The sequence below is a fragment of the Nostoc sp. CmiVER01 genome (genome assembly GCF_034531135.2).
In the GTDB taxonomy this organism is placed as follows: domain Bacteria; phylum Cyanobacteriota; class Cyanobacteriia; order Cyanobacteriales; family Nostocaceae; genus Nostoc.
Window position 1 is genome coordinate 1 of the sequence record NZ_JAVRBU020000058.1, and the last position, 812, is coordinate 812.

Annotated in this window: 1 protein-coding gene; it reads left to right on the forward strand. The window is 58.0% G+C overall.

Going from position 1 to position 812, the window contains the following annotated elements:
- A partial coding sequence (locus RMZ43_RS35955; protein WP_428851021.1) for a hypothetical protein occupies positions 1-632 on the forward strand: 632 nt, incomplete at its 5' end.
- Positions 633-812 lie beyond the last annotated feature (180 nt).

Here is an 812-nt window from a genome sequence, read left to right on the forward strand (position 1 = left end):
GCGAGGATGGCCATTACAGCAAGCATTTCCTGATGGCATTCTCGAACGAGCTTGAGTTTATTGCCGACACCATCATCATCGGGAAGGACGACGTACTGTGTATCCCGACGGTAAAGCGAACGCCTGCACAAGGAACGTCTGCAGAAGACCGCTGGGACTCCCAGCTCTGGACCCTGGATAAGGACGGGAAGCACCTGTGGCACTACAGCGTCGAAGGGTATATACCCGCAACGCCCGTTCTAACGGAAGAGGGCACGCTTTATTTCAGTTGCTTGCGCAACCCCAGCCAGGACGAATGGAAGCGCTGGATGACCACGGCGGAGGTCCACGCCTTAAACATGAAGACGGGTGGATTTCGATGGGTCACGCGCGTTCACAACGTGGAGGTGCTTACTGGCCGATTGCCCATCGCGCGCCATTCTTTCACGGCGCCGGTGCTAGGGCTGGATGGTACGGTTTACGTGGGGGCGGCAATTACCGAGAAGGTTGTTCATCCTGCATCAACGACTCCGCCAGTGCATTCCTGCCTGATCGCGCTTCGTGCCCATGAGCCCCTCGCCACCTCGGCGGCTTGGCCGATTGAGGATGGCAATGTGTGCTGTTCTGGAATTAGCCCCTTGCGACCGCAGTAAGCCATGGGTTGGAATAGTGCGGTTGGCGGATCAGGTGCCGCCAAACGTGTCATGAGGAAGCCTCGGCGTGACGATCCGACCTGGTGAATGGTGCTGCGCGACGTTCGCCTCCTTCGTTATGCCGTTCCTAAGCACTGCTGCGAGTGGCTTTTTAACCGGAGGGTGTTGAGCCTCCTCCAA